Below are 26,419 nucleotides of genomic sequence, written 5' to 3' on the forward strand. Positions count from 1 at the left end.
GCAGATCGAGCGCGCGAGCACGATCGTCGGGTCGCTGCGGGCGTTCGTCGGCCACCTGGAGCACCTGAGCCAGGTGGCCGACCTCAACGACGTCGTGGAGGAGTGCCTGTACGTCGTCCGGCTGCGCGCTGAACCGGCCGGGGTCGAGGTGGAGTTTCGCCGGTCTGCCGACGGGGTTCCCGTGCGGTGCGAACGGGTGCTGACCGGGCAGGTGGTGCTGAACCTGTGCTTCAACGCCGTCGACGAGATGGCCGAGTGCCCGCCGGACCGGCGCGTGGTGGTCAGCACCTCCGTCGTGGGCGGTGAGGGCGTGCTGACGGTCGACGACCGGGGCCGCGGGTTCCCGCGCGACCCGTTCGAGGAGTCGTTCACCGCCAAGGAGCACGGCAGCGGCATCGGCCTGGCGCTGAGTCACCGGATCATCACCCGCCAGCACGGCCGCATCTGGGCGGAGCACCGCGCAGGGGGAGGGTCGCGCTTCGGGTTCGCCCTGCCGCTCGACGGCCCGCGTTAGGAATCCCTTAGCCGGGCGAGGGGAACTCTCGATGTCGGCGCCCGGCGACGGCTCGTACGGTCGGAACCGAAGGACAACGAGCTTGCCGCACCACCGAGGAGGAGTCGTGTCCGAGCTGACCCGGTCCCAGCGCGAGTTCCGCGCCGCGATGGCCAACCTCTCGGCGGCGGTCAACGTCGTCACCACCGACGGCCCGCACGGGCTCGCGGGCATCACCGTGAGCGCGGCCTGTTCGGTCACCGACGCGCCGCCGACCGTGCTGGTCTGCGTGAACCGGGAGAGCCGCTCCCGCGAGGTGCTCGTCGCGAACGGCCGCATCTGCGTCAACGTCCTCGGCGCCGACCACGAGGACCTGGCGATGCACTTCGCCGGGGCGACCCGCGTCCCCACGGCCGAGCGGTTCACCGCCGACGACTGGGACCTCGAGACCGAGGGCGTGCCCGTGCTGCGCGGCGCGCCCGCCTCGCTCGTCGGCCGGATCGTCGCCGAGCAGGGCCAGGGCTCGCACTCCGTGCTGTTCGTCGAGGTCGAGAAGGTGCTGACCAGTGCCGAGAGCGGGGCGCTGGTCTACTTCCAGCGCCGCTTCCACAACCTGGCCGCCCAGCCCGTCAGCGCCTGACAGAGGGGGACCCGTGACCGGACCTGCCGCGAACGAGGGGCAGCGCATGACGCTGACCTGCTACAACGACACGCACGGGTACGGCTGGCGGCACGTGGACCTGTTCGTCCACGACGCCGGGGGCCGCGAGCTCGGCTGGGTGCACTGGCAGGTGCCCGAGGACGGCCCGGCCGCCGCCGACGCCGTGACCGCCCGCGTGGAACCGCAGCTGCGGCGCACGTCGGACTGGCGGCACGCGGTCAGCGCGGGCGGCGTGGACTACTGGACCGCCGACGCCGCCTGGGCGCAGCCGTGAGCCGCCACGAGGGGCTGTTCCGGCCGTGGTCGCTGCGGGAGCTCGTCACCGAGCTGACCACCAGGCGGACCACGCCGGACGCCGCCGCGGCACGGGCCCGGCGGCGGATCGAGGCGACCGACGGCGAGCTGCGCGCGTGGGTGGTCCAGGCCGAGGCGCTCGACCTCACCACCTCCGGACCTCTCGGCGGGGTGCCCCTGGCCGTCAAGGACATCATCGACCTCGCCGGCTTGCCCACCCGCTGCGGTTCCCCGTTGCGCGCCGACGCCCCTCCCGCCACGGCCGACGCGGCGATCGTGCGGGCGTGGCGCGCGGCCGGTGCCGTGCCGATCGGCAAGACCGTCACCACCGAGTTCGCGTACTTCCACCCAGGACCGACGCACAACCCGGCCGCGCCCGGCCACACCCCCGGCGGCTCGTCGAGCGGTTCGGCCGCGGCGGTCGCGTCCGGGCAGGTGCCGCTCGCCCTCGGTTCCCAAACGGCCGGTTCGGTCACGCGGCCCGCGTCGTTCTGCGGGATCGCCGCGCTGGTGATGAGCCGCGGCCGGTTCCCCGTCACCGGGGTCACGGGGTTCAGCCCGGGCCTGGACAGCCACGGCGTGTTCGCGGCGACGGCGTCCGACGTCGCGCTCGCCTGGTCGGCGCTGACCGGGGAGCCCGAGGCCGCGCCGCGCCCGCCGCGGCTGCTGCTGTGGAGCGGCGAGAAGCAGGCCGAGGTGGCGCCCGCGCTGCGGGACGGCCTCTCGGCGGTGGCCGACCGGATGCGGGCCGCCGGCGCGGTGGTGGACGCGTTCCCCGGCGAGTCGCTCGTGGCCCAGGTCGCCGCGGCGCACCCGGTCGTGATGGCGTACGAGGCGGCGCGCGAACGTGCCGCGGAGCTCGCCCAGGCCGACCGGTTGAGCTCCCCGCTCGCCACCCTGCTGCGGACCGGAGCCGCGACGCCGGACGCGGACTACGAGGCGGCCAGGCTGGTCGTCGCCGCGGCCGAGAGCGACGTCGTGGCGTGGACCGCGGAGTACGACGCCGTGATCGGCCCGGCCACCCCCGGACCCGCGCCCGAAGGCATGGCGGCGACCGGGGACCCGGTGCTCAGCCGCGGCTGGCAGGCGCTCGGCCTGCCGGTCGTCACCGTGCCGGGTCTGCGGGACGAGCGGGGTCTCCCGCTGGGACTCCAGCTCGTCGGCCGCGACCGCGGCGAGACCGCCCTGCTCGCCGCCGCGCGCTGGGCCGAGGACGTGGTGTGCGGCACCACCGCGGTGGTCACACGGTGATGCCGCAGGTCAGGATGTCGCGGACCAGCGTGCCGAGGCTGTCGGCGCAGGTCTTCGACTTGATCCGCGCGCGGTGCACGTCGACGGTCTTCACGCTGGTGCCGAGCCGGTGCGCGATGACCTGGCTCGGCAGGCCGTCGACCACGAGCTGGAGCACCTCGCGTTCGCGCTGGGTCAGCGTCTCCAGCCGCTCGCTCACGGCCCGTCGGCGGGCGTGCTCGGCGAACCGGTGCCGTGCCTGCACGAGCTGCGCCTGCACCAGCTCGACCATCCGCTGCGGCTGGTAGGGCTTCTCCAGGAAGTCGACGGCGCCCCTGGTGAGGGCGCGGACCGACATCGGGATGTCGCCGTGGGCGGAGCAGAACACCAGCGGCGCGGGGTAGCCGAGCTCGACGAGCCGGTCCTGCAGCTCGAACCCGCTGACGACCGGCATGCGCACGTCCACGATGACCACGGCCGGCTCGTCGCGGTCGAACTCGGCGAGGAACGTCGTGGCGTCGGGGTAGGTGAGCGCCTGCACCCCGACGCTCTCCAGCAGGAACACCAGCGACTGCCGCAGGTCCACGTCGTCGTCGACGACGTGGACCACCGGGGCGGGCAGCTCGTTGCCTTGCGATGTCACGGCTTCATGAGCACCGACGTGAACGGGTGGTCGCTCGCCCAGTCCGGTGCCAGCGGGGCGACGAAGACGTTCTCGGTGCGGGTGCGGGTGATCCGCCAGCCCTTCCCGGTGCGGCGGAAGGAGTTGTTGAGGCGGCTGGACCGCAGCAGCGACTTGCCGTCGGAGAACAGCCACGGCTGCATGTGGATCCACTGCCCGGTCGCCTCGTCGCCGTCGACGTGGATCTGCTCCGAGGTGAGGTAGTGCGCGTTCAGCAGCAGCTCCGGCTCCTGCTTCTCGCCCCAGAACCGCTGGAAGTGCGCGCGGATCGCGTCCGCGCCCTCGGCCCGCCCGAACTGGCCGTCGTAGTACTCGCCGACGCCCTCCCACACCGCGTCGGCCGTGTAGAGGTCCATGATCAGGTCGATGCGGTGGTCGTCGTCGAGGACGCCGAACTCGGGGCAGGGCGTGTCGCACAGGAACATGTACCGCGCCTGGAGCCTGCGGATGTCCGCCTCGGCCTCCAGGACGGTGACGCGGCGGGCCAGGTCGGCGACGGTGTTCTCCAGAGTCATCGCGGCTTCCTCACAGGACGATGGTGACGGTCTTGACCTCGGTGTTGGCGAGGACGCCCTCGTAGCCCAGCTCGCGGCCGACGCCGCTCGCCTTCAGGCCGCCCCAGGGCAGCTGCGGGCCGAGCGGCGACCAGCCGTTGACGCCGATCGCACCGGCCTGCAGCGCCGCGGAGACCGAGTGCGCCCGGCCGAGGTCGGTGGTCCAGACGGTGGCCGCGAGGCCGTAGTCGTTGTCGTTGGCCAGTGCGACGGCCTCGGCGTCGGTGTCGAACGGGATGACCGTGCCGACCGGGCCGAAGATCTCCTCCCGCGCGATGGTGTGCTCGTTGGTGCCCGCGAACACGGCCGGGTTGACGAAGAAACCGGGGCCGTCGACGGGGGAGCCGCCGGTCACGAGCGTCGCGCCCTCGGCCCTGCCCTTCTCGACGTAGCCCAGCACCTTGTCCCGCTGGGAGGCGTTCACGAGCGGGCCCATCGTGGTGGCCCGGTCGAACGGGTCGCCGACGACCTGCGCCTCCGCGGCCTCCTTCAGCCCGTCCAGCACGGCGGAGTACACGTCGCGGTGCACGAGGACGCGCGTGCCGGCGGCGCACACCTGGCCCTGGTTGGAGAACAGGCCCATCGCGGCGCCCTGGATCGCCGCCGGCAGGTCGGCGTCCTCGAAGACGATCTGCGGTGACTTGCCGCCGAGCTCCAGCGTCGTGCGCTTGAAGTTCCCCGCGCTGTTGCGCAGGATGCGGCGGCCGGTCTCGGTGGAGCCGGTGAAGCTGACCTTGTGCACGCCGGGGTGCACGGCGAGGGCCTCGCCGGTGACGGCGCCGATGCCGGGCAGCACCTGGACCGCTCCCGCCGGGAAACCGGCCTCCTGCACCAGCTTCGCGAGGTGCAGGATCGACAACGTCGCGTCCTCGGCGGGCTTGACGATCACGGCGTTGCCGGTCGCGAGCGCCGGGGCGAGCTTCCAGCCGAGGATCATCAACGGCGCGTTCCACGGCACGATCGCGGCGATGACCCCGATCGGCTCGCGCCGCGTGTAGGCGTGCGTGGGGGCACCGAAGTAGCTGGCGCTGGACAGGACCTCGCCGTTGATCTTGTCGGCCCAGCCGGCGTAGTAGCGCAGCGAGCCGACCAGGTTCGGCACGAACAGCGCGTTCGCGAAGCCGAACGGGACGCCCAGCTCCAGCGCCTCCAGCCGGGCCAGGGTCTCCGCGTCCCGCTCGACCAGGTCGGCGAGCTTGTTCAGCAGCGCGCCCTTGGCCGGCGGCGGAACGGCGGCCCAGTCGCCGTGCAGAGCTCTCGTGGCGGCGGCGACGGCGGTGTCGACGTCCCGCGCGTCGGCGGAGGCGATCTCGGTGATCGCCCCGCCCGTGCTGGGGTTGACGGCGGTGAACGTGCCCGCGCCGCCCCCGCTCCAGGTGCCGTCCAGGAACAGTTCGGTCGGTGACGTCAGGGTGTTCGTCATGCGGTGCTCCCGGTCGGGTCGAGGTCCACGGCGGTGGGTGCGACCCACCAGACGCCCGCCACCACCGCGCATTCGAGCGCGACCAGCAGGACGAGGAGGGCGGGGTCGTGGACGTGGGTGGTGGGCTGGGCCGCGACGCCGTGCCGGTGGGCCGTCGCGGAGGGGGCGAGCAGGTGGAGGTGGGCGGCGACCATGCCGATGGCGCCGAACGCCACCAGCGCCAGGGTTCGCCGGTCGTCGTGCTTCCAGAGGTGGACCGCGCACGGCAGGCACAGCGCGCCCATGACGCCGAGCAGCAGGTCCGATGTGGACAGAGCGCTGACGAGGTGGGCCAGAGCGCCAGCACCGGCCAGGACGGCGGTGCCGCGCCGCACGACCTCACGCGTGGCCATGACCGTTCGTCCCGTTCTCGGTGGCACAGCACGAGTCCACGGCCGCACGGTTGAGGTCGGGCACGTCGAGCGTCGGGTTGCGGTCGAAGAACCCGTGCGGCTTCAGCTTGAAGCCCGTGTAGTCGACCGGCATGATCGGCCAGTCCTCCGGCCGCACGAAGTGCGTGAGACCGAACGTGTGCCACACCACGAGGTCCTCGCCGTCGATGTCCCGGTCGCCGGCGGCGTAGGCGGGCAGGCCGTCGCCACCGGGGTTCTGGTTCACCGTGTAACCCGACGGCCACAGCTCGTCGCGGTCGTAGCGCGTGACCCACAGGTGGTGGCGGGCGAACGCGGCCCGTGCGGCGATCGACGAGCCGGGGTCGGCCAGCAACGCGGGCTGCCCCTCCGGGTACAGCACGTACGACGTCGGTTCGCCCAGCCGGTTCGACCGCTCCGCGCTGGAGACCGCCCACACCCGGCTCAGGTGCGACGCCGCCTGCCTACGGGCCTGCTGCTCGGTGCGCAGCCTCGTCCGCGAGCGCCGGATCGCGTTGCCCCACGGGTTGTCCGGGCCCGTCTCGACCGGCACGACCTCCAGCTCGTCGACCTGGTTGCGCACGCCGTCCACGGCGAAGTCGAGCCGCGCCGAGAACAGGTGCTGGTGGACGGGCGCGCCGACGCCGGGCGCCAGCTCCGTGAAGTGCGGGTCCCGCCCGTCGTAGCCGGACGGGAACGGGATGCCGGTGGCCTTGACCTCCAGCTCGATCGTGCCGTCGAGGTAGAGGTACCAGTAGAAGCCGTAGTCGTAGTTGCCGACCGTGCCGAAGAACGACACGACGACGCGGCGCTGGCGGCGGGTCTCCGACGAGCCGGAGAAGATGTCGTTGTGCTTCCACAGGACGCCGAAGTCCTCCTCGTGGATGCAGATCGCGTTGCGGATCGTCTTCGGCGCGCAGTGGTCGTCCACGACGACGGCGTCGAGGTAGGTGATCTCGCCGAGGCAGTCGCACCCCAGCTCGAGCGAGTTCGCGAGCCGCCCGAACTGGTACTCGCCCAGGTCGAAGTAGTTCTGCCAGCCGTGGGTCGGGCCGGGGTCGCCGTAGTTGACGACCATCTCCGCGACCGACGCCCGGTAGAGGATCGGCCGCTCGGTGCCGGCGTCGTCGAAGGAGAGCTGGTGCAGCGTCAGGCCTTCACGACCGTTGAAGCCGATCCGCACCGCCCAGTTCTGCCAGCGCAGCACCCCGTCCTCGACGGAGAACGACACGCCCTCGGGCTGGGTGATCGAGATGGGCTTCAGGCCGGTGCGTTCGGGGCCGCGGTAGGCCGGGTCGAGGTAGTCGCCTGACTCCTGCGGCGTGTGCTCGACGTGCGTCTCGACGACGCGGAGAACCCGCCGGTTGCTGACGTCGACGTGCGCGATGACGCCGCCGACCGGGTGCGCCCAGGCCGAGTCGGTGGGGTGGTCCTGGTAGAAGCTCAGCACGCGGTAGACCCGGTTGCCGACCTCGTCGTCGTACCCGAACACGCCCGCCGACAGCGGCACCGGCCTGACCTTGGCGACGTCGGTGATGCCGCGCTTGGCGACCGCCGCGAGCCAGCCGGGGTCGGCCTTGACGATCTGCTCGACGAGCTCGTAGTCCTCGTCCAGGCACGGGCCGAAGCCCGCGACCGCCGGGTCGAGCTCGGTCCGCGACACGACCTGACCGGCCGACACGTCCACGACGAGCGCGGAGACCGCCGAACTGTCCACCTCGGTCAGCAGCAGCGACACCTCGCGCGGCAGCTCCCGCGTCCCGTCCCAGGCGAGCACGTCGGCCTTGTCCGGTTCGCGCAGCATCACGTACGAGAACCTGCTGTGCGCGCCGGCCAGCCCGGCCGCGTCGAGGACCTCGCGGGTGCGCAGGACCTCGTCGGGGGTCAGGGTGGCCAGCGGGTGCCGGGCCGCGCCGGCGGCCGGTGCGGGGGTGGTGGGCAGCGTCTGCAGAGACATCGTGTTCCTCACGCGCGGTCGGTCGGTGGGCAGGTCAGGCGGGCTCGACGACCTCGGTCGTCCCCTGGGTCGGCGCCTGGGCGCGGACGCGTCCCCAGCCGATCGCGAACGCCACGGGGATGGCGGCGAGCAGGAGCACCACGGTGAGGCTGCTGCCGCCGGTGAGGATGCCGAAGTTGTTCACCACCAGGGCGAGGACGCCGAGCATGAGGACGGCCGCCAGCGCGGGCGCGACGAACGTCGTCCACCGGTTCGGCTCCACCCGGTGGCGGCGGAAGTAGGCGATCACGGCTGCGGACGTGAGGATGTAGAGCACGACCAGCGTGGCCACGGCGAGCCCGCTGAACCAGCTGAACAGCTTGGCGACAGGGTCGAGCCCCAGCACCGCGAACGGGGCGACGACCGCGGCGGCGACGAGCGACTGCGCGAGCGACGCGACAGCCGGCGCCTGGTGGCGGTTGGTGCGCTCCAGGACGGCCGGGAACAGGTTGCTGCCCGCCATGGCGTGGAAGTAGCGCGTGATCATGTTGTGGAACGCGAGCACGCCGGCGAACAGGGACGTGCACAGCAGGACGTCCGCGGCGGTGCTCGCCCAGCCGCCGAGCACGTTCTCCAGCGGCGCCAGCGCGAACACGGCGGGATCACTCGCGAGGGCGTTGCCCGCGGCCTCGCCGACCGAGCCGGCACCGTAGTAGACGACCAGCATCCACGTGACGAACGCGAGGAACACCGCGATGAGCGTGACCGCGACGTAGGTGGCGCGCGGCACCGTCCTCCGGGGATCGCGCGCCTCGGTCGAGTAGATGGCCGTGGACTCGAACCCGAACATGGACGCGATCGCGAACATGATCGCGATCCCGGGCGCCCCCGCCAGCACGGCCGACGGCCCGAAGCTGGCCGCGACGTCGAGCGCGCCGGTGCCGCGGCTGACGAGGACACCGATCGCGAACGCCGTCAGCAGCACCAGCTCGGCCGCGACCAGCACGGCGAGCACACGGGCACCGAGCTCCACCTTGCGCGAGCCCAGGAACAGCACCAGCGCGATCGACAGCAACGACCACAGCCACCACGGCGACTCGACCCCGGCGAGGCGGCTGACCAGCCCCGACGTGCTCGCGCCGAGCAGCCCGTCCATCGCGAACTGCACGGCGTTGTAGGACAGCAGCGCGAGCAGCGACCCGCCGGCACCGGCGCGCAGGCCGAGCCCGGCGCGGATGACCGCGAAGAACCCGCCGCGGGTGTCGAGGTGACGGGTGATGGTCGTGAACCCGACGGCGAAGAGGATGACCACCAGCCCGACGGCCAGGTACGCGCCGGGGGCGCCGGCGCCGTTGCCCATGGCGACCGCGAGGCAGGCCGCGCCCACGATGCTGGTCAGCGGAGCCTGGGCGGACAGGACGAAGAACAGGATGCCGGGCACGCCGAAGGCGTTCCGCTTCAGGCTTGTTCGGGGTGAATCCGCGTTTGACATCGAGCGCCTCCACGAGGACCGCGGTGCGGGATCCAGAGGGCGGTGACCCGGCGGGGACATCGCCGTTGACGTGCACCAGCGTCAGCCAGAACCGCAAACTTGTCAATCGGATAGTTTGCTCTCCGGTCACCTCGTCTCAACCGGATGATCGTTCTTATCAATCACCTCCGCCCGCCCCCGACATCCGGCGAAGCCCGGCGGAGATCCATGCCCGGCCTATACGGTTCGGGCATGAGCCAGCCGATCCCGTTCACCGACACCAACTTCAAGCTCGCCGTCGTCCAGGAGCTGATGTACAACCAGGACCTGCTGCCGAGGTTCGACCTGCGCGCGTACGCCGCCGAGCAGGGCTTCACCTACGACGACCTGAGTTTCGAAGCCGTGCCCGAGGCGTTGGCGTACTTCGAGGCGCTGGAGGTCCCCGCGGAGCTGGCGGAGAAGATCACCGAGATCTACATGGACGGTGGCAACCAGATCTACATGGAGATCGCGCCGGGGTGGGACGGCGAGGACGGGCTGTTCGACGTCGCGGAGTTCGACGACGTGCGGCACTTTCCCGGGTTGAAGTCGATGACGCTGCTCTACACGGGTGACGACCGGGTGCTGGAGGCGCTGCGGGCCCGCGGGATCCAGGCGGAGTGGCTCTGAGCCGTACGGCGTGTCGGTCGTATGCAGCCCGCGCGGCTGAAGATGACTGATGACCGCTCACCGACGGCAAGGGGATAGGTCCGGCGCGATCGCGGACGGCCGCTCGTCGTACGCGTGCTGCCGGTGGCCGAAAGGACGGGGCGGTCAGGAGAGTTCTCGGCGAGTGTGGTGGCAGCGGCGAGACAGCGCCGCACTCCCGCGCTGAGAAGCGCTCGCTCTCCCGGAACCCCCGAACCAGGAGGACCTCTCCATGCCCGCGATCCGCGCTGGTCTGATCAAGAACGACAGGAACGTGAAGGTCGTCGTGCTGAAGGCGGACCCCAAGCCAGGTCCCGAGGACCTGGTCACGGTCGTGCCGTTCACCAGCAGGAAGCCGAAGGCCGGCATTCCCTGCCACGAGGTGAACACGTTCCACGGTGACATCTGGGTGCTGGTCCGCGACGTGTACAACACCCGCGCGGCGAACCTGAGGAACCGCTGGGCGCTACTGGACCGCCTCAAGTCCGAGGAGTTCGCGCCGCTCAAGGCTGCGGTGGCCAAGGCCTCCGAGTAAGTCCCTGGGCCTCGCGCATGGTCACCAGCCTGACCACGCGCGGGGCCCAGGCAGCACAACGGTGTGGCCGCCTTTGACGTTGAGTGACCACGGGCAGACCCGGATGGACCCTTGTTTTAGCTCTCGCAAGAGGCGAACTCTGTGGTCCGCGTTTCCTTCTCCGCCGCCATGGGTCGACCACGTCAGGAGAACACATGCGTCGGAGAACGAGCGGGGTGCTGGCCGTGGTCGCGGCAGCCGTCACGATGGCGGCCGCCGTCATCGCCAATCCCGTTTCCGTGCAAGCGGTGGACGCGCCCGCGTGCGCCGTCGGGTACCAGGTCGACCAGTGGAGCAACGGCTTCGTCGCCCAGGTCAAGATCACCAACAACAGCACCCCGATCGACGGGTGGACGCTGACGTGGACCTTCGCCGGTGACCAGCGCGTCACCTCCGGCTGGAGCGCCGACGTCACGCAGTCCGGCAAGGTCGTGACCGCGCGGAACCAGACGTTCAACCGCGCCATCGCCACCGGCGCGTCCGTCCAGTTCGGATTCCAGGGCACCTACCAGGGGACCAACGAGACCCCGGCGGACTTCACCCTCAACGGCGTGCGGTGCAACGACACCAACCCGCCGACGACGACCACCACCACGACCACGACGACAACCACGACGACCACACCTCAAGTCCCGCCACCGAGTTGTTCGAGTGGCGCGTTCTGCGACGGCTTCGAGAACCAGACCGGCACGACGCCGGGCGGCGACTGGTCGCTGAAGTTCCCCAACTGCCAGGGGTCCGGCACCGCGACCGTCGACAGCTCGACGGCGCACAGCGGCGCCAAGTCGATCCGGATCGACGGCCGGGCCGGCTACTGCAACCACGTGTTCCTCGCGACCACCAGGGGAACGACCGGATCCGGCCTGTACGCGCGGTTCTACGTGCGGCACACCACCGCGCTGCCCGAGGCGCACGTGACCTTCGCGGCCATGAAGGACACCGCCGACGGCGGCAAGGACCTGCGGATGGGCGGCCAGAACCGCGCCCTGCAGTGGAACCGCGAGTCCGACGACGCCACCCTGCCGGAGCAGAGTCCCAACGGGGTCGCGCAGAGCACCCCGCTGCCGCTGAACCAGTGGACCTGCGTCGAGTTCGGGATCACCGGCTCGGAACTGCGGACCTGGGTCAACGGCACCGAGGTGGTGGGCCTGCGCGCGGACGGTGTGTCCACACCGGACGTCGACTCGCAGTGGTTGCGCCGCAGCGGGTGGCGGCCGGCGCTCACCGACTTCCGGCTCGGCTGGGAGAGCTACGGCAACGGCGACGACACGTTGTGGTTCGACGACGTCGTGCTGGCGGCGTCCCGGGTCGGCTGCTCCTGAGGCCCCCTGCTCCTGAGGTCCACAGCCCCGGCCGGTACGACCAGGCGAGCCCTGGTCGTACCGGCCGGCGGCCTGAGAGCCGTCTGATACGCCGACCAGCTCGATGCCAGCCCGGCGTGCGGGGCCTGCCAGCGCACCGGGTCAGGGTCGGAACCATGACGATCACGCTCGACCCCGGCAGCAGGGTCATGTTCACCGGCGACTCCATCACCACGCTCTGGCGCCCGCCCGGCGAGGACCGCGCCGCCTACCCGCTGCAGGTCGCCGGCCGGTGGTGCTTCGAGCACCCCGACCGCCCGGTCACCTGGCTCAACACCGGCCACCCCGGCGACACGGTCGCCGACCTCGAGGCGCGCTGGCAGGCGGAGGTGCTCGACGCCCGACCGGACGTGCTGTCGATCCTCGTCGGCATCAACGACGTCGGTCTGCCCGCGATGGTCCCCGGCGCCCGGCTGTCGCCGGTGGAGGAGTTCGCCGCCACCTACGACCGCCTGCTCGCACCGCTTGCGGACACCCGGCTGGTCCTGGTCGAGCCGTTCCTGCTGCCGGTCGACGGCGTGGTCGAGCACGAGCTGCACCTCGACACCGGCCTGCACCGGGTGCGGATCGGCCCGGACGAGCGCACGCGGTGGCGCGCCGACCTGGAGCCGCGCATCGAGGTCGTCCACCGGCTCGCCGCCCGCTACGGCGCGGAACTGCTCGCCGCCGACCGCCTGTTCGCCGACCTGGGCGAGCCGCAACGGTGGTCCGACGACGGCGTCCACCCGAGTCCGGCCGGGCACAGCGCCCTGGCCGAGGCCTGGCTGGACCTGGTCGCCTGACGCGCCCGGCCGTCGTCAGCTCGCCGACCGGGCGCCCTGCTCGCGCAACCACTGCACGAGGTCGGCCGCCCCGCTGCGCAGAGCGGCGTCCAGCGGGGTCAGCGGTTCCCACGGCGGCAACCAGTTCAGGTCGGCTCCTTGAGCGAGCAGGAACTCGGCGCACGGTCGCTGACCGCCGTGGCACGCACCCCAGAACGCCTCGTCGGCTTCGTCGCTCGTCGCACCGGGGAAGCAGGCCCGCACGCGGTCGAGGAGACCGAGCGTCGCGGCGTCGGCGAGCGTGGTGCGGGCACCGCGTTCGACGAGCCTGCGCGCGGTGTCCCACTGCGCGAAGGCCCTCGCGTCGGTCAACGGCGTCCCGCCCGCGATGACGGCGCCGTCGGCGTCGATGTCGGCGCCGGCGTCCAGCAGCGCGTCGAGGGCCGCGACGTCGTTGCTGCTGGCCGCCCAGTGCAGCGGTGTCTCGGTGTGCGAGCCCTCGAACCGCGCGTTCACGTCGGCGCCCGCTTCGGCGAGCACGGTGATCGTGGCGGCGGCGTTCGGGAAGTGGCCGGGCCAGTCGGTGGCCAGGTGCAGCGGTGTGCGGCCGTCGAACCGGGCGGTGGCGAGCTCGGGGTGATCGCTCAGCAGCCGCCGGAGCGCGTCGGTGGCGCCGGTGTGGACGGCGACGATCAGTGCTGTGGTGTGTGCTTCGGTGACCGGCGTCATCGCTTCTCCCGGGGTGGCCGCAGAGGACGGACCTTACGCGCCGGGCGGTGCCGGTGGCTCCAGCGCGGCGAGCTTCGTCCGCACGTCGTCGGCGTCCGGGTGGGAGAGCCGGTCGAGCAGGGTGAGCGCCTGCTGCCACATCCGGGCGGCGGTGAGGTGCTCGCCCGCGCCGAGGTAGGCGTCGCCCAGGCGTGCCCACGTGGTGGCTTCGGTGTAGTAGTCGCCCAGCTGGGAGGACAGGGCGATGGACTGCTCGTAGTGGCGGACGGCTTGCGCGTGGTCGCCGAGGTGGTGGTGGATGTAGCCGAGGCTGTCGAGGGTGTCGGCCAGTCCCGGCCGGTGCCCCAGCTCCCGGAACAGCGCCAGGGCCGCCTCGCAGTTCGCACGCCCCCGCGCGTGGTCGCCGAGCAGGGCCTGCTCCCAGCCGAGCTGGTCGAGGGCGCGGGCCTCTCCCGCCCGGTTCCCGGCGGCGCGGAACAGGTCCAGGGCCCGTGCGGCGTGGTCGACCGCCTCCGGGTAGAGCTCCTGCAGCTCGCGCACCCAGCTGAACGCTATGTGCGTGCGCGCCTGGCCGATCGGTTTCCCCAGGTCCCGGTACAGGTCCAGGGCGCGCTGGAGGTGGGGGACCGCCTCGTCGTAGCGCCCCAGGCGGATGGCGGCGCGGCTGAGGAGGCGGTGGGCGCGGGCCTGAGCCGCACGGTCGTCCAGGCGCGTCGCGGCCGACAACGCGGCCTGCTGGGTCGCCACCCACTCCTGCCAGTGCCCCTGGCGTTCGAGGTAGGTCGCGAGCGTCCACGCCAGCTGCCAGGCGTGCACGTCGAGTCCGCACCGGACCGCCTGGTCGATGATGACCGGCAGGGTGGCGTGCTCGGCGACGAACCAGGCCAGTGCCTGCTCCTCGTCGGCGATGTCGAGCGGGTGCACGTCCGGTGCCGGCGGGTGCAGCTCGACGCGCTCCCGCTGTGGGGCGATCCGGCGATCGGCGGCCGAGCAGGTCAGCAGGTGGAAGTCGAGCATCCGGCGGACCGCGGCGTGCCGCCGTGCGTCGGTCTCCTCGGCGGCGGCCAGTTCGGCGGCGTAGCTGCGCAGCAGGTCGTGGAACTGGTACCGCCCCGCGCTCGGCTGCTCCAGCAGGTGGGCGCGGGTCAGTTCGGCCAGCGGCGCCCGCACCTCGGACACGGGAACACCCACCAGCGCGGCCGCCGCCGGTGGGCTGATGGTGGGTCCGGGGTGCACGCCGAGCAGGCGGAACAACGCGGCCGCGCCGTCGGTGAGGGCGCGGTAGGACCAGGAGAAGACCGCGCGGGCGCCGCTGTGGCTGTCGCCGGCGTCGAGGACGTCGAGCCGCACCCGCTCGTCGCGCAGCTCCTCGGCCAGGGTCGTCAGCGGCAGGTCCGGGTGCGTGGCCGCGTGGGCCGTCACCAGGCCCAGCGCGAGCGGGAGGCGGGCGCAGAGCGCGATGATCTCCTGGACCGCCTCGGGTTCCGCGTCGACCCGGCACGCGTCGAGGCGCCGGGTCAGCAGGTCGACCGCCTCCTCGTCGGACAGGACCTTCAGGGTCAGGGGCAGCGCGCCCTCCCTGGCGATCAGGCTGGTGAGCCGGTCCCGGCTCGTGACCAGCACCGCGCACGTCGGGTTGCCGGGCAGCAGCGGGCGCACCTGTTCCGAGCTGTGGGCGTTGTCGAGCACCACCAGCACCCGCCGCTCGGCCAGCAGGCTCCGGTACAGGGCGACCTGCGCGTCGAAGCCGGTGGGAATGCGATCGGGGGCGATCTGGAACGCGTCGAGGAACCCGCGGATCGCGTCCGCCGGGTGCACCGGCACACCGGACGGGTCGAACCCCCGCAGGTTCACGTACAGCTGGCCGTCCGGGAACCGCGCGACCGCCTGGTGCGCCCAGTGGACGGCCAGGGTCGTCTTGCCCACGCCCGCCGTCCCGCTGACCGCGGAGATGACCAGCGTCGTCACTTCCGACGAGACGTCGTCGAGTGCCGCGGTCAACTGGGAGAGCTCCGCCGCGCGTCCCACGAAGTAGGGGAACGCGCCGGGCAGCTGCTGCGGCGTCACCCACGAGTGGTCGACGTGGTGGAAGTGCACTCCGCCCTGCACCGAGCCGGCCTGCAGAACCGAGCCCGTGACGGTGCCGCCCACCTCGTTGCCATTGCTGGTGACGCTCACTCCTGGCACCTCGTGTCGATCTGCACCTGACAAAGCGGGCGATGCGGCGCCGGCCTGTTCCCACTTCGTGATGGGGCGCCGGAATGTTACAGCGCCACGCCGGTCACCGGAATGACAAATGAGCACGAAGAAATTCGCGGGAAGCGAGAATAGTTTCGGTGTCGAAGACTTCCCGGATCGCGTGACGCATCATCCACTAGTCTCGGCGCACATGAATAGCCGTGGTAGCGAAACCGGCCCGCCGTCGGTGCGCCGACGCGACTGGCAAAGCGTGTCCGACGTCGATTACCGGCGGATCAGGTCGATCTGGGAGGAAGCGTTCCCGCCCGGCGAACGCAGCGAACAGGACACGGTGTCCCGGCGCGACAGCACGTGGTTGTGGACGGCCCACTCGGCCGGCGGCGACCTGACCGGGTTCGCCACCGCGTTGCTCCTCCCGTCGTCCGAGGCCGCCTACCTCGAGTACCTGGCCGTGCTGCCTTCGACGCGCGGCACCGGGACGGGTGCCGCTGTGCTCTCCACGATCGCGGCCGACCTCCAGGCCGAGGGATCGGTGTCCGGGGTCGTGCTGGAGGTCGAGGACCCGGTCCGGACACCGGGACGTGATCCCCTTCTGGTGCGCCGGCTGGCTTTCTACGAACGGTGGGGCGCGCTGCCGGTGGCGTCACTGAACGATTACTTCATGCCCGACCTCGCGAATCCCGGTGGGCTGGTGCCGATGACCCTGTTGTGGCGGGGACTTCGCGACAATGCGACGCTCGCCCCCGCCGGGGTGGTACGCGTGCTCACCGACCTCTACCACGGCTATTACGCGCACGCCGCGTCGGAAGGCCACCTGGAGAAGATGCTGGGGCGCATCACACCCGACGCCCCGGCATCGTGAACCTGAAAGCCGCCCCTACAGCAACCCGAGCTGCCGCAGGTCGCTGACGTACTTGAGCACCAGCTCGCGGGTGATGTGCGGGATCTCCCCGGCCTCGCCGAGCTTCTCCTGCTGCACGGCCTCCCGGAACTGCCGGGTGAGCGCCTCGCCGTCACCCGCGGGGTCGGCCGGCGTCCGGTAGGCGTGCAGCAGGGGGAGCAGCGACGCCTGGCGGAGCGCGTCCGGCAGGTCGCGCAGCGCCGACTCGAAGCGGCGGCGCCACTCGTCGTAGTCGTCGATCCGCGTGATGGGGGTGCCCGCCTCGGCCAGCCAGTCGACGAAGGTGTCCAGGGAGATGCCGTCGTCGTGCGGGTTGAACACGTGGTACGTGCGGTGGCCCTCGACGTCGCGGGTGCCCAGGACGTTCACGGCCTCGGCGATGAAGTCCACGGGCAGGCCGTCGTAGTGCGCCCTGGGCGGCGTGCCGTCCGCGCTGCGGTAGAAGGTCCTCGGGGCGAGGCCGGTGGCCACCAGGCTGAGCACCAGCCGGGTGACCATGTCCGGCACGTTCAGCTGACCGGTGAAGCGGCTGTGGGTGAGGATCATGTCCGACCGGAACACCGTCACCGGCAGCCCGCACCGCTCGTGCGCCTCCCGCAGCAGCACCTCGCCGGCCCACTTGCTCAGCGAGTAGCCGTTGGCGTAGTCGTCGTTGCGCCGCCGCACCCCGCCCATCGTGCGGACGTCGGCGGTCTCCGTGAACTCGCCGGGCGGAACCTGGTTCCCGACGCCCACCGTGGACACGTTGGTGAACGGCTTGATCCGGTCGGTGAGCGCGAGCCGGATCAGCTCGGCGGTGCCGACGACGTTCGGGCCGAACAGGTGCTCGTAGGGGAGCACGTGGTTGACCAGCGCGCCGGGGTGCACGATGGCGTCGACTTCGCCGGCGAGCCGCTGCCAGGTCCGTTCGCCGAGTCCGAGGAACGGCTCCGCGAGGTCGCCCGCCAGCACTTCGAGGTGCTCCTCGGCCAGCTCGCCGTAGAGCTTCAGCAACGCGGCGTCGCCGGTGTCGAACGTGGCGTCGAGCCGCTCGCGGGCCGCCTTGTCGTCGGCGCCGCGCACGACGCACACGAGCTTCCCGCCGGTGCGGGAGAAGCGTTCGAGCCAGTCGAGGCAGAGGAACCGGCCGAGGTAGCCCGTCGCGCCGGTGAGCAGCACGACCCGGGGAGGTCCGCTCGGCCGGGGCAGGGCGGGTGCCGCCGCGATCACCGCCGGGTCGAGGAACTCGTCGAGGGTCAGGTCGGTGGCCCGGATCTCGGTCGCGTCCGCGCCGTGGACCGAGGCGAACGTGGGCCTGGCGCTGCCGGACGCGAGTTGTGCCGTCACGTGCGCGGCGATGCCCCGCAGGGTGCCGGACGGGCCGAGCAGCACGCCGACCGGGACCTCGACGCGGTAGATCTCGCCGAGCAACGACGCGAACGAGACCGCGGACAGCGAGTCGCCGCCGAGCTCGATGAAACGAGCCTCGTCGTCCAGGTCCGACGTGCCGCCACCGAGCATCGCCCGCGCCGCCCTCGCCACCGTCTCGCCGACGGGTTGGTCCGGTCCGCCACGCCGCAACGCCTGCAGCTCGTCGGTCTCGCCGCGCGCCAGGTCCGCGTAGAGGGCCTCCAGCTTGTCGCCGTAGCGCTCACGAAGCCTCGGGACCAGCAGCTTGCGCACGTCGGACAGCAGGCCGTTCTCCGCGCTGAACGGCTCGGTCTCGATCAGGAAGTCGCGGGGGATCTCGTACGGTTCGAGCCCGGCCCTGGCCGCGATCCGCCGCAACGCCTCGGCGAGCCTCGGCCGCAGCGCTTCCGCGTCGCCCGCCTCGCGCACCGCGGCCTCGGCGGGCACGACCACCGCCAGCAGGTAGGCCCTCTCGCTGCTGCCGTAGACGTAGATCTGCCGGATCAGCGGATCGGCCGTGTACTCCGCCTCGAGCTTGGACAGGGCGACGAACTCGCCCTGCGACAGCTTCTGCACGTTGTTGCGGCGGGCGACGTAGGCCAGCTCGTCCGGTCCGGTGAGCGCCATGATGTCGCCGGTGCGGTAGAAGCCCTCGTCGTCGAAGACCGACGCGGTCAGCTCCGGCCGCCGGAAGTAGCCGGGGAACATCGACTCGGCCTTGAGCAGCAGCTCGCCGCGCGGATGCGGCTGGTCGGTGTGGAAGTAGCCGAGCTCGGGGACGTCGGCCAGGCGGAAGTCGATGACCGGCGGGCGCTGCAGCTTGCCGTTGCGCAGGACCGTCCCGAACTCCGTGGCGCCGTAACCTACGGTCAGCGGTACACCGAGGCACTCCTCGGCGAACCTCCTCATCTCCGCGGAGATCGGAGCGCTGCCGACCAGCGCCTCCACGATCCGGCCGCCCAGGACTCGGGTGCGCAGGTCCTCCTTGACCGCGGCGTCGCGCTCGCGCTCGTCGGAGAGCTCACCCGCTCGCAGGCTCAGCAGGCCCTGGTACTCCTGGAAGAGCATGTCGAAGACGCGCGGCACTGCCATGAGCTGCGTAGGCCTGGCGAGGGCGATGTCCTCGAACAGCGTGGAGAGGTCGCTGCGGGCGGAGAAGCAGACGGTTCCACCGCTGCCGAGCGCACCGCTGATGATCGTGCGGCCGAACGCGTGGCTCATCGGCATGTAGCTGATCCTGACCACCGGGAAGTCGCCCCGTTTGCCGCTGATCCACAGCTGGCGCACCGACTGCTGGGTGTAGATCGCCCCCTTGGGACTGCCGGTGCTGCCCGAGGTGTAGATCAACGACGCCAGGGGGTCCTCGCCTGGCGCCGGCACGTGCACCGGCGGGGCCGGACGCGCCAGGCCCTGGTCGAGCAGCTGCGCGAACGTGGCCACCTCGACGCCCGTTCCGGCCACCGCGTCCGAGAACTCGGCGCAGGCGTCGCGTTCCTCGTCGACGTCGGCGTGCAGGTCGAATACCAGAGCGAGTCGGGCTCCCTCGGCCTCCCGCAGCAGCGCGGCCGCCTTGGGGAGGTACTCGACGCTGGAGGCGAGGATCCGGGGCCGGGTCTCGGCCAGGATCTCGTGCAGCTGCGCGACCGGCGCGTTCGGCTGCAGCGGCACGGTCACCGCGCCGAGCCGGATCGCCGCCAGGTCCACCGCCTGGTACTCGCCGCTGGTGAACCCGATCGTCGCCACGAAGTCGCCGGCGCCGATGCCCCGCGCCGCCCACTCCGCCGCGAGGGCGCCCGCGTCGGCCCACAGCTCGCCGTAGGTGCGGGTGGTGAAACCGGGCAGCAGCCGCCGGGTGCGGCGGCCGGTCGCCGGGTCGGTCACCGTCTCGGCCTCGCGCACCGCCACGGCGGGACGGTCGGCGTAGCCGGTCATCAGCCGTTCCAGCGTTGTCCCCAGCGCGAGGCCCGGTTCCTGGATCTGCCGCGTGATCGCCGGATCGGGGGATAGTGCACCCGCGGAACCCACACCCACTGCTGTCACCAAATCCGTTCGTTAGTAAGGGAATTCCCCCCGAGCTGTAGACGATCACCGCACCGGGGTGGTGTCAAGATCGATTCGGAGCAAGCCCCGGTCCGGCATCGTGTCCACGCGGCCACGGCACCCGCCGGAACCACCTGTCCTGTCCCCGATGTCGGAAATCACGCGTTTGGCCAGGTGAGAGCGGGTTTGACGGCGGCTTCCCCTTTGTCATCGGCCAATGGGATGGCGCGCGGCGGTTTTCCTCCGCGGCCGGGAACTGCGGGCTCACCCTGTTCGTCGCACCGAGCGCCCGAACGGCGGAGGGATCGCGATGACTGGTCCGGCAGCGAACGGAAGCGCGAGCGCGGGGATCGACGCCTGGGTCGCCCAGGCCAAGGCGAAGGCCGAGCGCTACCAGGCGATGAGCGTGCAGGCGCGGCAGATCTCGGTCACCGACACCGAGGGGCCGGTGACCGTCACGGTCGACTCCGGCGGCAACGTCGTCGACCTGCGCATCAAGGGCCACGACGACGTGGCGCGGGACGTCCTGCTGACCATGCGCCGCGCGCAGGCCAAGCTGCCGGAGAAGCTCGCCGAGGTGATGGCGGAGACGATCGGCGACGACCCGCGGACCGTCAGCACCGTCGTCGGCAACTACCGCGCCAAGTTCCCCGAACCCGTCTCCGACGATCCACCGCCGCGGCCGAAGCGCGCCGCCTCCGATGACGACGACGACTTCGGGTCGGTGATGGACAGGTGAGCGGCTACGAGGTCGTCTCCAGCGAGCTGACCGCGCACGCCGGGGCCGTGCGGAAGGTCGCGGACGCGCTCGGCCAGGCCGTGGAGGCCGCCGGTCAGGTCACCGTCGGCGTGCAGGCGTACGGGATGATCACCGGCCCGTTGTTCGTGCCGATCGTCATGGCGGTCAGCGCACCGGGCCTGCTCACGTTGCGGATGGCCCAGCAGGCGGTCACCGACGTGGCGAACGAGGTCGAGGCGACCGCCGAGCAGTACGCCGCCGTCGAGAAGAGCACCGCGAACAGCTTCACCGCGCTCCACGGGAGACTCTCGTGACGAACCCCTTGCTGGCCCAGAAGCAGGACTCCACCACCTGGCACACCGGCATCAACCTGGTCGACGACGCGGCCGGCGTGTACGACGCGGTCGAGTCCGGCGGCTGGGTCGAGGGCGGCATCTCGGCCCTCGGCGCGGGCATGGACCTGCTGACGATGGCGATGAACCCGGTCGGCACGCTGATCTCCTACGGCCTCAACTGGCTGATCGAGCACGTGAAACCGTTGCAGGACGGGCTGAACATGCTCGCGGGCGACGCCGACCAGATCGCCGCCTACTCGCAGACCTGGGCGAACGTCGCGAAGGCCGTCCAGGAAGCGGGGAAGTCCCTCGCGGACGCCGTCGCCAAGGACACCGCGAACTGGACCGGAGCTGCCGCCGACGCCTACCGGCAGCACGTGGCGGGCAAGCTCAACGGGCTGTCCACGATCGTCACGTGCGCCAACGCCATCAGCACCGTCGTGAAGGTCGTCGGCGTGATCACCGGCGTCGTGCGCGGCCTGGTGCGCGACATGGTCACGCAGGCCGTCGGCGACTTCATCCAGGACGCGCTGGAGGAGGTGTTCTCCCTCGGACTCGGCACGCCGTTCGTGATCGCTCAGGTCGTGGAGCAGGTGGCGGCGTGGACGGAGAAGATCGGCGCCACGATCAAGAAGCTGATCAACTCGGTCGAGAAGCTGCGGCCGATCATGAGCAAGCTCGAGGAGATCTGGCAGGGCGTCCAGAAGGTCATGAACGCGCTGCACGGCCGCGGCGGCTCCGAACCGCACGTCCCGCACGGCGAAGGCGGCACGCACGTCTCGTCGGCCGAACCGCACGCGGGCGGTGGCGGCGGCGGTGAGACGCACGTGTCCAGTACTGGTGGGGAAACCCACGTGTCGAGCGCGGAACCGCACACCGGCGGGGAACCTCGTGCCGGCGGTGAGCCGCACACCGGCGGTGAGACGCACACGTCCGGTGAGAGCGGCACGCCGGGGGAGCCTTCCGGCAACGGCAGGCCACCGGGCGAGGACTCGTCCGTGCGCGGCCAGACCGAGGAGCCCCGGTCGACCGCCCAGGAGGCCGAGAACCGCACGGGCTGCGGCGACCCGGTCGACGTCGTCACCGGCGACATGTTCCTGACCCAGACCGACGTGACCCTGCCCGCGGAGCTCGGCCTGGTGCTGCAACGCACCCACATCTCGTCCTACCGCGTCGGCAGGCTGTTCGGCCGCTCGTGGTCGTCCACTGTGGACCAACGGCTGGAGGTCGACGCGCAGGGCGTGTGCTTCGCGGGCGCCGACGCGATCATGCTCGTCTACCCGACACCAGTCGTCGGAGTGGCGGTCCTGCCGGTGGAGGGACCGCGCTGGCCGCTGACGCTCGACGCCGACGGCACGTACCGGATCACCCGGCCGAACGGGCACGTCCTGCACTTCACACCGTCCGGCGTCGCGGGGCTGGCGCCGTTGCGGGCGATCACCGACCGCAACCAGCACCGCATCGACTTCCTGGCCGACGAGGACGGGATGCCGTTCGAGATCCGGCACTCCGGCGGCTACCGGGTCACCGTCGAGACCGCGCGCGGCCGGATCGTGGGCTACCGGCTGGGCGACATCCCGCTGATGTCGTTCGGCTACAACGACTCCGGCGACCTCACGCACGTCACGAACGCGTCCGGACTGCCGCACGTCTTCGACTACGACACCGAAGGCCGGATCACCGGCTGGACCGACCGCAAGGGAACTCAGTACCGCTACCACTTCGACTCCTCCGGCCGGGTGGCGTGGGCCGAGGGGACCGGCGGCATCCTCAACGCCCGGTTCCGTTACGAGGCCTCGGCGACGACCGTGCAGGACTCGCTGGGCAACGAGTCGGTCTACCACCTCAACGGGCTGCGGCAGATCGTGCGGACCGTGGACCCGTTGGGCAACAGCGTCACCAGTGAATGGGACCGCTACGACCGCCTGCTCGCCCGCACGGACGCACTCGGCGGCACGACGCGCTACGAGTACGACTCCTCCGGCCGGGTCGTCGCGATGGTCCTGCCGGACGGCGCGGTGAAGAGGATGGCCTACAACGAGCTCGGACTGTCCACTTCGGTCACCGACGGCGTCGCGACCACCGAGTACAGCTACGACGACCGCGGCAACCTGCTGGCGGAGAGCGGCCCGAACGGCGTCGTCCGCACCACCTACGACGCGAACGGGCATCTCACGAGCCGCACGGACGCGACCGGCGCGACCAGCCACATCACCACGAACGCCGCCGGACTGCCGGTCGTGATGGTCGACCCGCGGGGCAACCGGCACCGCTACGAGCGCGACGTGTTCGGGCGGCTCGTCGCCGTCGTCGACCCGCTGGAGGGCACGACCCGCTACGGCTGGACGGTCGACGGGCAACCCGCGTGGCGGCTCGGTCCCGACGGTGGCCGCGAGACCTGGCGCTACGACGGCGAGGGCAACCTGGTCGAGCACGTCGACCCCGGCGGGCGGCGGACGACGTTCGAGATCGGCGACTTCGACCTGCCCGCCGTGCGCGTGACGGCCGACGGCGCGCGCACCGCGTTCGCCTACGACACCGAACAACGCGTCACCGCCGTGACGAACGCCCAGGGCCGCACGTGGACCTACCGCTACGACGCGGTCGGGAACCTGGTGCAGGAGCAGGACTTCCACGGCCGCACCGTGTCCTACTCCTACGACGCGGCCTCACGACTCGTGTCCAGCACCAACGGGGCCGGCCAGACCATCGCGTACTCCTACGACGCGGCGGGGCGCAGGGTCCGGCAGGTCAGCGACGACACCGAGATCACCTACGCCTACGACGCCCAGGGGCGGCTGGTCCGCGCGGCCAACGAGGCGGGCGAGCTGGTCCTAACCCGCGACCGGGCCGGCCGCGTGCTCACGGAGTCGTTCAACGGCCGCGTCCTCGCCAACAGCTACGACCCGTCCGGCCGCCGGCTGCGCCGCGTGACGCCGTCGGGCACCGCGGTGGACTTCGGCTACGACCAGCTGGGCCACCTGACCTCGGTGCGGGCGGGCGCGCACGCGTTGACGCTGGACCGCGACCGCCTGGGCCGCGCCGTGGCACACCACCTCGACGGCCACCCGGTCGTCGGCCAGTCCTGGGACCCCGCCGGCCGGCTGCTCGCGCAGGACGTCGCCGGGCACCGCAGGCAGTTCGCCTGGCGCCCCGACGGCCAGCTGGTGGGGGAGGGCGCGAAGCGCGTCGACCTGGACGTGCTGGGCCGCGTCACCGCGATCCACACCCCGGACAACTCCGAGCGCTACGGCTACGACCCGGCGGGCAACATCACCGCCGCCGCCTGGCTGCCCGGCGGCGACACCGAGGGGCAGCGCGAGTTCGACCGCGGACTCCTGCGCGCCGCCGGCCGCACGTCGTTCACCTACGACGGCCAGGGCAGGGTGAGCGAGGTCCGCCGCCGCACCCTCTCCGGCCAGACCCTGCTCTGGCGCTACCGCTGGAACGCCTTCGACCAGCTGGTCGAAGTGTCCACACCGGACGGACAGACCTGGCGGTACCTCTACGACGCCGTCGGCCGCCGCTGCGCCAAGATCGCGGGCCACCTCCGCGTGGACTTCGCCTGGGACGGGTTCGACCTGGCCGAACAACACGTCACCGGCACCGGCGTCACGACGTGGGTGCACGAACCGGGCACCTTCACCCCGGTGGCGCAGCTGGACGGCGCGGGCTTCCACGCCGTGGTGACCGACCAGATCGGCCGCCCCACCGCGCTGGTCGGCACGGGCGGCCGCCTGGCCTGGCAAGCCACCTTCTCGGCCTGGGGCGCACTGCTCTCGTCGCGCTCCACCACCGACTGCCCGCTCCGCTTCCCCGGCCAGTACCACGACCCGGAAACGGGCCTGCACTACAACATCTTCCGCTACTACGACCCGCGAACAGGCCGCTACACGTCGCCGGACCCGCTGGGCCTGGCCCCGTCACCGAACCCGTACGCCTACGCGGGCAACCCGCTGCTGTTCATCGACCCGTTCGGCCTGGCGGTGTGCGGCCGCCAGGGCCCGGTGCACCTGGGCGAGACCGACCTGAGCAAGATGGCCTACGAGCACAGGATCAACGAGGGCGTCGGCTCGCACCAGAACGTGGCCGTGTACGAGTACGACACCCCGAACGGCAAGCAGTACCTCGTGCAGGCCAACGACCCCGGTGGTCTGCACAGCGAACAGATCATGCAGGCGGAGCTCCAGGCACGCGGCATCCACCCGGACCAGGTGACCCGCGTCTACTCGGAACGCGTCCCCTGCTCGTCCGCCGGCCACGACTGCGCCGGGATCGTCGGCCAGTACAAGAACGCCGCCATCACCTGGAGCCTCAGCGGCACCTCGCGCGAGAACTGGTCGGCGATCAACAGGTGGATGAGCCAGGGACACCCCTAGGACAGGCCTTAGGATCGGACGCCGTGGAGCCCCTGGAGCTGTACGAACACTCGCTGACCGCGCCGCTGGACGCCCTGGTCGACCCGTCGGTGCAGGTGCTGCCCGCCGTGCTCGACGACTGGGACGTGCCCGCGGCCGACCTCGCCGCCTACCGGCGCTGGGGCCTGCCGGTCATCGCGCCCTCGCGGTTCCAGCCGTCCTTCACCGGCACGGTGGAGGACGAGGACCGCGTCTACCACCGGCTGGCCACCCTGTCCGGCGCCGACGTGCTCACCTCGTCGTCCGGCGCGGTCGAGGGCTTCTCGACGCTGCCGACCGCGACCGTGCCGCGGTTCTGGGTCAACGGCTCGGGCGCGCTGCTGGTCGACACGGCCTGGCGCTGGTACGGCGTGAACGCGGCGCTGCGCGCGATACCGTTCGAGGAGGCCACGTTCGACCGGCTGGACCGGTTCTTCGCGCTGGTGCGGGAGAACGACCCGACGGTGGACGAGAAGTCGCTCTGGCACGGACTCGTCGAAGGCTGGTGACCGATGACCACGCTGACCTTCAGCGACGACAAGGACAACGAGCAGGAGTGGCTGCCGGACGACGGCCGGCCCGCCGACGAGGCGTTCCTGGAGTTCGTCGCCCGCCACCGGGCCGCGGACAACACATCGTTCTGCATGGAGGACACGGCAGCCGAAGAGGCGCTGGTGTTCATGGTGGACATCGGCGCGATCTGCCGGGTCAGGGGGTTCGAGGACTCGCACACCGAGTACCGGGTCGTCACGGGCAGTGGCGACCACCGGACGCTGGCGGCCGAGTTCGTCCGCGGCGGGTTCGCCGCCCTCGACCCCCACGGGCCCTGGCTGCCGGACGCCGAGAGCTTCCTGCGGGCCCGAACGGCCCACCTCGAACAACGCGCCGTCGCCCCGCGCAGGGTGCGCGGGGGCGAGGAGGAGCTGCGGTCCGAGTTCGATCGGTCGGTGTTGCGGCGGACGCACCCGCGTGCACTGCGCCGCCGCCTGGAGGTCCTGACCCGCGCCGACGGACGTGAGCCGGTCACGGTCGCCGGCGTCACCCACTACGGGTTCGGCACCGGCGACACCGTCAACGCCTGGTTCACGGCCGAGGGTCGCGGCCTGGTGCTGACGTTCGACCGGTCCAGCGCCCTCGCTTCCACAGAGGACAC

The 26,419-nt window shown here is 71.7% G+C and carries 23 protein-coding genes; 14 read left to right on the forward strand and 9 right to left on the reverse strand.

Annotated features, from left to right (window positions below; translation table 11 throughout):
* From VF330_RS41270 to VF330_RS41285, 4 genes are all read left to right on the forward strand, one after another.
* Positions 1 to 514: HAMP domain-containing sensor histidine kinase (locus tag VF330_RS41270; RefSeq protein ID WP_330857209.1), on the forward strand; the 514-nt coding region annotated here is incomplete at its 5' end.
* A 106-nt stretch (positions 515 to 620) separates the two neighbouring features.
* On the forward strand, positions 621 to 1,133 hold the full coding sequence (locus tag VF330_RS41275) for a flavin reductase (protein ID WP_330857210.1): 513 nt from the start codon (positions 621 to 623) through the stop codon (positions 1,131 to 1,133).
* 13 nt (positions 1,134 to 1,146) lie between these two features.
* Complete coding sequence (locus VF330_RS41280; RefSeq protein WP_330857211.1) at positions 1,147 to 1,428, forward strand: hypothetical protein; 282 nt, start codon at positions 1,147 to 1,149, stop codon at positions 1,426 to 1,428.
* The gene (locus tag VF330_RS41285) at positions 1,425 to 2,699 is read left to right on the forward strand and encodes an amidase (RefSeq protein ID WP_330857212.1); all 1,275 of its coding nucleotides are present in this window, start codon (positions 1,425 to 1,427) and stop codon (positions 2,697 to 2,699) included. Before VF330_RS41280 ends, VF330_RS41285 begins: the two co-directional genes overlap by 4 nt.
* On the opposite strand, the gene VF330_RS41290 is transcribed toward VF330_RS41285, so the two are convergent.
* The 6 genes from VF330_RS41290 to VF330_RS41315 are packed head-to-tail and all read right to left on the reverse strand — an operon-like array spanning position 2,689 to position 9,175.
* A complete protein-coding gene (locus tag VF330_RS41290; protein ID WP_330857213.1) occupies positions 2,689 to 3,321 on the reverse strand; it encodes a response regulator transcription factor in 633 nt (210 codons plus the stop codon). The two genes, VF330_RS41285 and VF330_RS41290, sit on opposite strands and share 11 nt — an antisense overlap.
* Positions 3,318 to 3,875 (reverse strand): nuclear transport factor 2 family protein, encoded by a 558-nt coding sequence (locus VF330_RS41295; RefSeq protein WP_330857214.1) that lies wholly within the window; start codon positions 3,873 to 3,875, stop codon positions 3,318 to 3,320. Before VF330_RS41295 ends, VF330_RS41290 begins: the two co-directional genes overlap by 4 nt.
* Before the next feature lie 10 nt (positions 3,876 to 3,885).
* A complete protein-coding gene (locus VF330_RS41300; RefSeq protein ID WP_330857215.1) occupies positions 3,886 to 5,337 on the reverse strand; it encodes an aldehyde dehydrogenase family protein in 1,452 nt (483 codons plus the stop codon).
* Positions 5,334 to 5,729, reverse strand: a complete 396-nt coding sequence (locus tag VF330_RS41305; protein WP_330857216.1) for a hypothetical protein — start codon at positions 5,727 to 5,729, stop codon at positions 5,334 to 5,336. Before VF330_RS41305 ends, VF330_RS41300 begins: the two co-directional genes overlap by 4 nt.
* The gene (locus VF330_RS41310; RefSeq protein WP_330857217.1) at positions 5,716 to 7,704 is read right to left on the reverse strand and encodes a primary-amine oxidase; all 1,989 of its coding nucleotides are present in this window, start codon (positions 7,702 to 7,704) and stop codon (positions 5,716 to 5,718) included. Before VF330_RS41310 ends, VF330_RS41305 begins: the two co-directional genes overlap by 14 nt.
* Positions 7,705 to 7,738: 34 nt before the next feature.
* On the reverse strand, positions 7,739 to 9,175 hold the full coding sequence (locus VF330_RS41315; protein ID WP_330857218.1) for an APC family permease: 1,437 nt from the start codon (positions 9,173 to 9,175) through the stop codon (positions 7,739 to 7,741).
* 231 nt (positions 9,176 to 9,406) lie between these two features.
* On the opposite strand from VF330_RS41315, the gene VF330_RS41320 reads away from it, so the two are divergent.
* The 4 genes from VF330_RS41320 (at position 9,407) to VF330_RS41335 (ending at position 12,558) form a co-directional block, all read left to right on the forward strand.
* Positions 9,407 to 9,823, forward strand: a complete 417-nt coding sequence (locus VF330_RS41320) for a DUF6892 domain-containing protein (RefSeq protein WP_330857219.1) — start codon at positions 9,407 to 9,409, stop codon at positions 9,821 to 9,823.
* A 250-nt stretch (positions 9,824 to 10,073) separates the two neighbouring features.
* Positions 10,074 to 10,376, forward strand: coding sequence for a hypothetical protein (locus VF330_RS41325; protein ID WP_330857220.1), 303 nt, complete (start codon positions 10,074 to 10,076; stop codon positions 10,374 to 10,376).
* A 194-nt stretch (positions 10,377 to 10,570) separates the two neighbouring features.
* Positions 10,571 to 11,737, forward strand: a complete 1,167-nt coding sequence (locus tag VF330_RS41330) for a cellulose-binding domain-containing protein (RefSeq protein ID WP_330857221.1) — start codon at positions 10,571 to 10,573, stop codon at positions 11,735 to 11,737.
* 155 nt (positions 11,738 to 11,892) lie between these two features.
* A complete protein-coding gene (locus VF330_RS41335; protein WP_330857222.1) occupies positions 11,893 to 12,558 on the forward strand; it encodes an SGNH/GDSL hydrolase family protein in 666 nt (221 codons plus the stop codon).
* A 15-nt stretch (positions 12,559 to 12,573) separates the two neighbouring features.
* Here the strand turns inward: VF330_RS41335 and VF330_RS41340 are convergent, their stop codons facing one another.
* Positions 12,574 to 13,266, reverse strand: a complete 693-nt coding sequence (locus tag VF330_RS41340; RefSeq protein WP_330857223.1) for an ankyrin repeat domain-containing protein — start codon at positions 13,264 to 13,266, stop codon at positions 12,574 to 12,576.
* Between the two features lie 33 nt (positions 13,267 to 13,299).
* Positions 13,300 to 15,444 carry an ATP-binding protein gene (locus VF330_RS41345; RefSeq protein WP_330857224.1) on the reverse strand — a complete coding sequence of 715 codons (2,145 nt, stop codon included), beginning with the start codon at positions 15,442 to 15,444 and terminating at the stop codon, positions 13,300 to 13,302.
* A gap of 118 nt (positions 15,445 to 15,562) precedes the next feature.
* On the opposite strand from VF330_RS41345, the gene VF330_RS41350 reads away from it, so the two are divergent.
* Entirely contained in the window at positions 15,563 to 16,327 is a 765-nt protein-coding gene (locus tag VF330_RS41350; RefSeq protein WP_330857225.1) for a GNAT family N-acetyltransferase, read from the forward strand.
* A 15-nt stretch (positions 16,328 to 16,342) separates the two neighbouring features.
* Here the strand turns inward: VF330_RS41350 and car are convergent, their stop codons facing one another.
* Positions 16,343 to 19,780 carry a carboxylic acid reductase gene (gene car / locus VF330_RS41355; protein WP_330857226.1) on the reverse strand — a complete coding sequence of 1,146 codons (3,438 nt, stop codon included), beginning with the start codon at positions 19,778 to 19,780 and terminating at the stop codon, positions 16,343 to 16,345.
* A gap of 325 nt (positions 19,781 to 20,105) precedes the next feature.
* Here car and VF330_RS41360 point away from each other — a divergent pair, with 325 nt between their 5' ends.
* From VF330_RS41360 to VF330_RS41380, 5 genes are all read left to right on the forward strand, one after another.
* On the forward strand, positions 20,106 to 20,534 hold the full coding sequence (locus VF330_RS41360) for a YbaB/EbfC family nucleoid-associated protein (RefSeq protein WP_330857227.1): 429 nt from the start codon (positions 20,106 to 20,108) through the stop codon (positions 20,532 to 20,534).
* Positions 20,531 to 20,848, forward strand: a complete 318-nt coding sequence (locus VF330_RS41365) for a type VII secretion target (RefSeq protein ID WP_330857228.1) — start codon at positions 20,531 to 20,533, stop codon at positions 20,846 to 20,848. Before VF330_RS41360 ends, VF330_RS41365 begins: the two co-directional genes overlap by 4 nt.
* On the forward strand, positions 20,845 to 25,248 hold the full coding sequence (locus VF330_RS41370) for an RHS repeat-associated core domain-containing protein (protein ID WP_330857229.1): 4,404 nt from the start codon (positions 20,845 to 20,847) through the stop codon (positions 25,246 to 25,248). Before VF330_RS41365 ends, VF330_RS41370 begins: the two co-directional genes overlap by 4 nt.
* A gap of 23 nt (positions 25,249 to 25,271) precedes the next feature.
* A complete protein-coding gene (locus VF330_RS41375; protein WP_330857230.1) occupies positions 25,272 to 25,775 on the forward strand; it encodes a hypothetical protein in 504 nt (167 codons plus the stop codon).
* Between the two features lie 3 nt (positions 25,776 to 25,778).
* A partial coding sequence (locus VF330_RS41380) for a DUF6357 family protein (RefSeq protein WP_330857232.1) occupies positions 25,779 to 26,419 on the forward strand: 641 nt, incomplete at its 3' end.

The organism is Lentzea sp. (assembly GCF_036380075.1).
Taxonomy (GTDB): domain Bacteria; phylum Actinomycetota; class Actinomycetes; order Mycobacteriales; family Pseudonocardiaceae; genus Lentzea.

Coding starts and splice junctions, on each gene's coding strand:
- VF330_RS41315 (WP_330857218.1), bottom strand. CDS start 9,175: ATGTCAAACGCGGATTCACCCCGAACAAGCCTGAAGCGGAACGCCTTC.
- VF330_RS41330 (WP_330857221.1), top strand. CDS start 10,571: ATGCGTCGGAGAACGAGCGGGGTGCTGGCCGTGGTCGCGGCAGCCGTC.
- VF330_RS41335 (WP_330857222.1), top strand. CDS start 11,893: ATGACGATCACGCTCGACCCCGGCAGCAGGGTCATGTTCACCGGCGAC.
- VF330_RS41300 (WP_330857215.1), bottom strand. CDS start 5,337: ATGACGAACACCCTGACGTCACCGACCGAACTGTTCCTGGACGGCACC.
- VF330_RS41310 (WP_330857217.1), bottom strand. CDS start 7,704: ATGTCTCTGCAGACGCTGCCCACCACCCCCGCACCGGCCGCCGGCGCG.
- VF330_RS41360 (WP_330857227.1), top strand. CDS start 20,106: ATGACTGGTCCGGCAGCGAACGGAAGCGCGAGCGCGGGGATCGACGCC.
- VF330_RS41350 (WP_330857225.1), top strand. CDS start 15,563: ATGAGCACGAAGAAATTCGCGGGAAGCGAGAATAGTTTCGGTGTCGAA.
- VF330_RS41325 (WP_330857220.1), top strand. CDS start 10,074: ATGCCCGCGATCCGCGCTGGTCTGATCAAGAACGACAGGAACGTGAAG.
- VF330_RS41340 (WP_330857223.1), bottom strand. CDS start 13,266: ATGACGCCGGTCACCGAAGCACACACCACAGCACTGATCGTCGCCGTC.
- VF330_RS41295 (WP_330857214.1), bottom strand. CDS start 3,875: ATGACTCTGGAGAACACCGTCGCCGACCTGGCCCGCCGCGTCACCGTC.
- VF330_RS41320 (WP_330857219.1), top strand. CDS start 9,407: ATGAGCCAGCCGATCCCGTTCACCGACACCAACTTCAAGCTCGCCGTC.
- VF330_RS41305 (WP_330857216.1), bottom strand. CDS start 5,729: ATGGCCACGCGTGAGGTCGTGCGGCGCGGCACCGCCGTCCTGGCCGGT.